Annotated in this window: 4 protein-coding genes; all 4 read right to left on the minus strand. The window is 73.9% G+C overall.

The window, feature by feature from the left end; translation table 11 throughout:
- Positions 1-14 precede the first annotated feature (14 nt).
- Positions 15-3,005, minus strand: coding sequence for an SMC family ATPase (locus P1P70_RS36635; protein ID WP_319245473.1), 2,991 nt, complete (start codon positions 3,003-3,005; stop codon positions 15-17).
- Positions 3,002-4,165: an exonuclease SbcCD subunit D gene (locus tag P1P70_RS36640; RefSeq protein ID WP_319245475.1), complete on the minus strand. Its 1,164-nt coding sequence runs from the start codon at positions 4,163-4,165 to the stop codon at positions 3,002-3,004. Before P1P70_RS36640 ends, P1P70_RS36635 begins: the two co-directional genes overlap by 4 nt.
- A gap of 264 nt (positions 4,166-4,429) precedes the next feature.
- Positions 4,430-6,304, minus strand: a complete 1,875-nt coding sequence (locus P1P70_RS36645) for an ABC transporter ATP-binding protein (RefSeq protein WP_319245477.1) — start codon at positions 6,302-6,304, stop codon at positions 4,430-4,432.
- Between the two features lie 247 nt (positions 6,305-6,551).
- Positions 6,552-7,178, minus strand: a complete 627-nt coding sequence (locus tag P1P70_RS36650; RefSeq protein WP_319245478.1) for a YigZ family protein — start codon at positions 7,176-7,178, stop codon at positions 6,552-6,554.
- Between the last annotated feature and the right edge of the window lie 164 nt (positions 7,179-7,342).

The following is a 7,342-nucleotide window of genomic DNA, read 5'->3' on the forward strand; positions in this document are numbered from 1 at the left end:
CCCCACCCGCCGGATCACTGACCCCGCTGCCGCACGACCGACCCCGTCCGTTCCTTCACGACCTCCAGCTGCGCGTGGACGCGCCTGCGCAGATCGGCGACGTGGCTGACGATGCCGACGCTGCGGTCGCGTTCGCGCAGGGCGTCGAGGACGTCGAGGACCTCGTCGAGGGTCTGGTCGTCCAGGCTGCCGAACCCCTCGTCGATGAAGAGGGTGTCGAGCCGTACGCCGCCCACCTCGTCGGTGACGACGTCGGCCAGGCCCAGGGCGAGCGCGAGCGAGGCGAAGAACGTCTCGCCGCCGGAGAGCGTGGCCGTGTCCCGCTCCCGCCCCGTCCAGGCGTCGACGACATGCAGCCCGAGGCCACTGCGACCGCGTCCGGCCCGGTCGTCGGAGTGGACGAGGGTGTAGCGGCCGGAGGACATCCGCTGGAGCCGTACGGTCGCGGCGGCCGCGACCTGTTCCAGACGGGCGGCGAGGACGTACGCCTCCAGGCGCATCCGGCGTTCGTTGTCGGCGGAGGTACCGGCCGCGAGCCCCGCCATCCGGGCGACCCGGTCGTACTCCTCGCGCAGCGGTGCCAGCCCGCGCACGGCGGCGGTGGCCCGCGCGGACAGCCGGTCGAGTTCGGTGCGGCGCCGCTCGGCGGCGTCCCAGGCGGAGACGGTGTCCTGGAGCCGCCGGGCGGCGGCTTCGGCCTCCCGCTCGGCGGCCTCGAGGTCGGCGGGCGGCTGCCCGCCCGCGGCCGTCGTCTCGGCCTCGGCGAGGACGGCCCGTACGGCCGCCTCCTCCGACTGCCAGGCGTCGAGGCGGTGTTGCAGTTCCCGGTGGGCGGCGGCGTCGAGCACGGCGGCGGCCGCGTCCCGGGGGGTGTCGAACCCGGCGCGGAAGGCCGCGTCGGCGAGGCGCGCGTCGGCGTCCTTCAGGCGTTGCGCGGTGTCGTCGGCCACCCGGGCGGCCTCGGCGGCCACGCCGAGTTTCGCGGCCCGCGCCTCCAGCCGCCCGGCCAGCTCGGCCACGCTCTCGGCGTCGCCCCGGGCGCGCGTCAACTCGGCCTCCAGCGTGGCCCGTTCCCGCTCCAGCGTGTCGCGCCGGGTGTCGCGGGAGGCGGCCCTGACCGCCGCCTCCTGTCGTGCGGCGGCCCGCCGGTCGCGCTCCTGTTCGGCGTGGAGCAGCGCCTCCTGCGCGGGGTGGAGGTCGACGGCCCGCCGCCGGGCCTCCATGTGCTCCCGCTCCAGTTCCGCCACCGTCGCCGCGAGCCGCTCGGTCGGGGTGTCCCCGGCCTCGGCGCTCGCGGCGGCCAACGCCCGCTGCGCCAGGCCCAGTTGCCGCTCGGCGTCGGCCCGCTCCTCGTCGGCCCGCTGGAACGCGGCGAGTGCCGCCTCCTCCGCCTCCCGGTCCACATGCCCTGCGACCTTCCGGGCGGGTTCGGGGTGTTCGGTGCCTCCGCAGACGGCGCACGGCCGCCCCTCGACGAGTCCGGCGGCGAGCTCCGCCGCGATCCCCGACAGCCGCTGCTCCTTGAGGTCCAGCCAGTGGGTGCGGGCCTCGGACGCCCGCTCGGCCAGCCGGAGCACCCGGGCCTGGGCCGCGTCGGTGTCGCGGCCTAGCTGGTCGCGCTGCCGGGCGGCGGCGAGCCGCTGCTCGGCGGGGTCCCGCCGCACGGCGAGCTGTTCGGCGCGGGCGGCGGCCTCCTGCGCGGACTCGATACGGCTCTGCAGCCCGGCCCGGGTGGTCTCCCACTCGGCGAGCCAGCCCTCGGCGTCCTGCAGAACCCCCTCGTCCGCCCGCTCCTCACCGTCCAACTCGGCCTGCTCGGCGAGGAGTGCGGCGAGCCGGCGCTCGGCGCGCCGGGCCGACTCCAGCGCCCCGAGCTCCTCCGAGGCCCTGCGGGCGGCGGCGGCGAGTCCGGCGGCACCCGCGTCGGCGTACTCCCCCGACAGGCGTGCTCGGGCGTCCTCCTCCTCCGCCCTCGCCCACCGGTGCTCGGCCTCGGCCGCGTCCCGCAGCTCCAGTGCCGGGGCCACGGCCTCCGCCTTGCGGCCCCGTTCCATCCGCACCCGGTCCTCCCGGTGGGCGTCCGCCCGCTCCTCCAGCCGTGCGGCACGCTCCCGGGCCTCCGCGAACCGCCGTTGCAGCCGCGCCACTTCGCGTACGTCGTCAAGGACGCGGTCGGCCGCGGCCCGTACCGACTCCACCGCCGCCCGCGCGCAGTGGGCGATGGTGAGCCGTTCCCGGGCGGTGGCGCGTGCCACGGCGGCCCAGGCGAGGACGGCGTCGGCGAGACCGGGGTCCCCGGGTGACAGCTCGGGCAGGTCCGGGGCGTCCCCCGCCGCCTGCTGCATCCGGTGGGCGTCGGCGAGCAGTGCCGCGTCGCCCTCGCGCACCCTGGCCTCGGTCTCCCGGCGGCGGTCGGCGAGCCGCTTCTCGACGGCGGCGAAGTGGTGGGTGTCGAAGAGGCGGCCGAGGAGCCGCCCGCGCGCCTCGGCGTCGGCGCGCAGGAACCGCGCGAAGTCGCCCTGCGGCAACAGCACGACCTGGCAGAACTGTTCCCGGCTCATCCCCAGGACCTGGGTGATCTCCTCGCCGATCTCCTGGTGGGAGCGGCTGAGGTCCTTCCAGGAGCCGGCGGCCGCGTCGTACTCGCGCAGCCAGCTCTGCGCCTTCTCGACGGTGGTGCCCGTGCCGCGTTTCTTGGGGCGCTCCCACGGGGGCTGCCGGGTGATCTCCAACCGGCGTCCGGCGACGGTGAGTTCGAGGCGGACCTCGGTGCGGGTCGTGGGTGCCGCGTGGTCGCTGCGCAGGTTCATGCCCTGGCCGCTCTGCCGGGCCCCCGGCACCGCGCCGTACAGCGCGTAGCAGACGGCGTCCAGGACCGAGGTCTTGCCGGCGCCGGTCGGGCCGTGCAGCAGGAAGAGGCCGGCGGCCGAGAGGTCGTCGAAGTCGACGGACTCGGTGCCGCCGAAGGGGCCGAAGGCGGCGATGTCTAGCCGGTGGAGTCTCATCGGGCGACCTCCCGGACGGTCTCGTCGGCCCGTACGGCGTCGAACGCGTCCCTGAGCACGGTCCGTTCGTGTTCGTCGGGGCCGGTGCCGCGGACATGGGCCACGAAGTCCTCGGCGATCTCCTGGTCGTCCCGGCCGGCGAGGCGGCGGGCGTAGGAGACGTCCGGGTCGCCGGGGGCCCGTTCGGGGTCGAAGACGAGGCTGAGCGTGTGCGGGAAGCGTGCGCAGAGCCGGGCCATGGGCTCGGCTGGCCGGACGGGGTCGGTGAGGGTGGCCTCGACCCACGCCTCCTCGTGCCGGGCCAGGTCCGGGTCGGCGAGCAGGTCGTCCAGCCGCCCCCGGATCCGGGCGAGGGGACGGGGCACGGGGCAGTCGATCCGCTCGGCGTCGATCGAACCGTCGGCGCCGAGGTCCACCAGCCACATGCTCTTGCGGTGGTCGGTCTCGGAGAAGGAGTACGGCAGCGGGGAACCGGAGTAGCGCACCCGGTCGGTGAGGATCTGGCTGCCGTGCAGATGCCCCAGCGCCACGTAGTCGACGCCGTCGAAGACGCCTGCGGGCACGGCGGAGACGCCGCCGACGGAGATGTCGCGTTCGCTGTCGCTGGGCTCGCCGCCGGTGACGAAGGCATGGGCCAGGACCACGGAACGGGTGCCCGCCGACCGGGTCGCCAGGTCGGCCCGGACGCGGTCCATGGCAGCGGCGAGCACCGCTTCGTGACCGGCCTTCTCGACGCCGAACTCGTCCTTCACGAGGGCGGGTTCGAGGTAGGGCAACCCGTAGAAGGCGACGTCGCCGTGGGCGTCCGAAAACGTCACGGGGGTGCCGGCGGCCGAGGCCGATGTCCGCAGATGGATGCCGGCCCGGCCGATGAGGCCCGCCGCGACACCGAGCCGTCGCGCCGAGTCGTGGTTCCCGGAGATCATCACCGAGGGCACGTCCAGCTCGGCCAGGCGGTGCAGGGCGTCGTCGAAGAGCTCGACCGCGGCCAGCGGCGGCACCGCCCGGTCGTACACGTCCCCCGCCACGACCACCGCGTCGACGTCGCGCTCTCGCACGGTCGCCACGAGACGACCGATGAACTCGGCCTGCGCGCCGAGCATGTTCACCCGGTGGAACGACCGGCCGAGATGCCAGTCGGATGTGTGCAGAATTCTCAAGAAACTGCTCCGACCTGCATGCGTCCCCCTCTGTCACCCGTGGCCCCGGCACCGGACCGGTGCGACCCCCGCTTTCGCACCGACCACGCTAACGCCTGTCGGCCCCTGCTCCGGCACGGGCCTCCACCCGCGGTCCGGCGGTCCGGCGGTCCGGCGGTCCGGCGGTCCGGCGGTCCGGCGGTCCGGCGGTCCGGCGGTCCGGCGGTCGCAGGATGCCGCGGAGCCCCGCCGGGGCGGGCGGGGCTCCCGGTCGGCGTTACGCGGTCACGTCGCCGGTGCCGGGCCGGCCGGGGCCGGCAGTGCGTCGAGGCCGGCTCCCGGGGCCGGTCCCGCGAGGTCCGCCTCGGCGCTCTCGCCGAGGAAGCCGCCCGACTGGTGCTGCCACAGCTTGGCGTAGGCACCGTTCGCCGTGAGCAGTTCCTCGTGCGAGCCCTGCTCGACGACGTTCCCGCGGTCGAGGACCACGAGACGGTCCATGCCGGCGACGGTGCTCAGACGGTGGGCGACCACGAGGGCGGTCCGTCCGTCCATCAACCTCCACAGGGCGTCCTGGACGAGGATCTCGCTCTCGGAGTCCAGCGCGCTGGTCGCCTCGTCGAGGAGCAGGACCGGGGCGTCGCGCAGGATGGCCCTGGCGAGGGCGACGCGCTGGCGCTGGCCGCCCGAGAGTTTCACTCCCCGCTCCCCCACCAGCGTTTCGAAGCCGTCGGGCAGTTGGCCGACGAACTCCGTGACGTGCGCGGCCTCGGCCGCGGCGTGGATCTCCTTGTCGGTGACGCCGGGCCGGGCGAAGGCGATGTTGTCCCGCAGGCTGCGGTGGAACATGGCGGGTTCCTGCGGGACGTAGGCGATCAGTGAGCGCAGGTCGGCCTGGCGCATGCGGCTGATGTCCTGCCCACCGATGAGGATGCGGCCGTCGTCGATGTCCGACATCCGCAGCAGGAGCCGGGTGAGCGTGGTCTTGCCGCCGCCTGACCTGCCGACCAGTCCGATCCGCGCGCCCGCGGGCACGTCCAGGTCGAGTCCCTGGAAGATCGGCTTCACGCCCGCGTGGGCGAAGGTCACCGTCTCGAAGCGGACGCCGGTGTCGCGCGGTGCGAGCGGTTCGGGCTCCGGGGGGTCGAGCACCGTGGGCGGGTCCAGCAGCAGCTCGGTGAACTGCGCGGCCTCGGTCATCGAGCTTTCCAGCCGCCGGTAGATCTGGTTGAACTCGAACATGATCTGGGTCGCGTTGGAGTAGTAGGTGAAGGCGACGACGACCTCCTCCACTCCCTGGCCCGAGCCTCCGAAGACGATGGCGAGCAACAGCCCCAGCACGTTGGTCAGTACGGACATGGGGGCGATCAGGGTGTCGACGCGGAGATTGCCGTAGTCCCACGACCGCAGCGTCAGGCGCCGGGAGTCGGCGACACGGCTGCGGTGCTCCTCGGCCTCCCGCCGCTCGGCCGCGAACGCCCGGATGGTCTCCATGTTCACGAGGCTGTCGGCGACGTGGCCGGAGACCCGGGCGACGGCCGCCTCACGGTCGTTGACGAGCCGCTGCCGACGGCGGATCAGCGGTGTCGCGGCCACCACGGTCACCGCGATCATCACCAGGAGGCCGACGACGAGCATCGGTTCGTAGGTCCACAGCACCACGGCCCCGAACAGCAGCGGGACGACACTGCCCACGATCCGGTAGGTCAGCGTGTCGACGAAGTCCTCGAAGCGCTTGCCGAAGCTCAGCACCCGTTTGGTCAAAGAGCCGGCGAAGTTGTCGTGGAAGAACGCGGCGTCCTTGGCGAGGAGCTCGTCCATACCGCTCACGTACAGGCGCTCCATGCCGAGGGCGTCCACCCGGTTCAGGCAGTGCTGCCCGACCCGCCACACGGCCTCGGCGAGCAGCAGTGTCACCCCGAATCCCACCACGTACGGCAGCGCCGCATCGAGGGTGAGACCACCGTCGTCGGCGGCCTGCCCTGCCAGTTTGGCGATCAGCAGGGGGGCGACGTAGCGGATGCCGATGTTGCCCACGGCCGGCAGCAGCAGCGCGGGCAGGGCCACTCGCCGTAGGCGCAGCATTTCCCGAACGTAGCGGCGCAGCGCCAGAACGACCGCGCTCCTGCCCGGAGTCGACTTTCGCTTATCTGATGTCCCCATCACACTCCCGGAGGTTGAGAAGTCGGAAGTGTCCCGTCGACGGAGGCTCACAGTCCACACATTTACGGCGGACGGGAGAGAACCGGACACGGCCGCCCTCAGCGGACGCGGTTGGCGTTCGCGCTGGCAGGACCGCGGAGAGCGGGGTGGTCGCGGCCCCGGCTCGGGCCGCGCCGGACGACGGCTCAGAATTCCAGTTCGAAAAGAGAGGCGACGAGCGGGACGGCGAGCGGGAGGAAGCGACCGCTCAGGCGTCCCCGTACGCCTCCCCGCCGAGTTCGAACCCGGCGGTGCCCGCGGTGGTGTCGGCGAGCCAGTCACGGAAGGCGTCCACGTCGGCGTCGGGCAGCCCGATCTCGATGGTGACGGCCTCGCCGTAGCGCACGTCCCGGACCTGGCGCCCGGTGGACCGCAGGTCGTTCTGCACCTTGCCGGCGCGCTGGTGGTCGACTGTCACGGTGGCCAGCCGGAAGCGTCGGCGCGTCAGGGTGCCGAGCACGTCCAGCGCCTCGCCCACGGCGCCGCCGTACGCCCTGATGAGGCCGCCCGCGCCCAGCTTGACCCCGCCGTAGTAGCGGGTGACGACGGCGACGACGTACCGCATGTCCCGTCGCAGCAGCATCTGGAGCATCGGGACGCCGGCGGTGCCGCCGGGCTCCCCGTCGTCGCTCGCCTTCTGGACGGCCGCGTCGGCGCCGACGACGTACGCGAAGCAGTTGTGCGAGGCGTCGGCGTGCTCCTTGCGGACGGCCGCGACGAAGTCCTGCGCCTCCTGCTCGGTGGCCGCCGGGGCGAGCGCGCACAGGAAACGGGAGCGGTTGACCTCGGTCTCGTGCACTCCGGCGCGGGCGACGGTGCGGTACTCGTCCTGCATCCGGCCAGCCTAATCCGTAGTCAAGGACGTTCCGACGGGGCGCCGCCCGGGGCGCGGGGCCTTCCGCGAGCCGGTCAGCCGACCTTCAAGGCCTTCAACCACCTTCACGCCCTACGGCCCCTGCATCCCCTGCGTCCCCTGCATCCCCTGCGTCCCCTGGGTCC

The sequence above is a fragment of the Streptomyces sp. MB09-02B genome, from assembly GCF_033794485.1.
In the GTDB taxonomy this organism is placed as follows: domain Bacteria; phylum Actinomycetota; class Actinomycetes; order Streptomycetales; family Streptomycetaceae; genus Streptomyces.

What these genes read in the sequence shown, in the direction of transcription:
- P1P70_RS36635 (WP_319245473.1), bottom strand. Translation starts at nt 3,005, where the DNA reads ATGAGACTCCACCGGCTAGACATCGCCGCCTTCGGCCCCTTCGGCGGC.
- P1P70_RS36645 (WP_319245477.1), bottom strand. Translation starts at nt 6,304, where the DNA reads ATGGGGACATCAGATAAGCGAAAGTCGACTCCGGGCAGGAGCGCGGTC.
- P1P70_RS36650 (WP_319245478.1), bottom strand. Translation starts at nt 7,178, where the DNA reads ATGCAGGACGAGTACCGCACCGTCGCCCGCGCCGGAGTGCACGAGACC.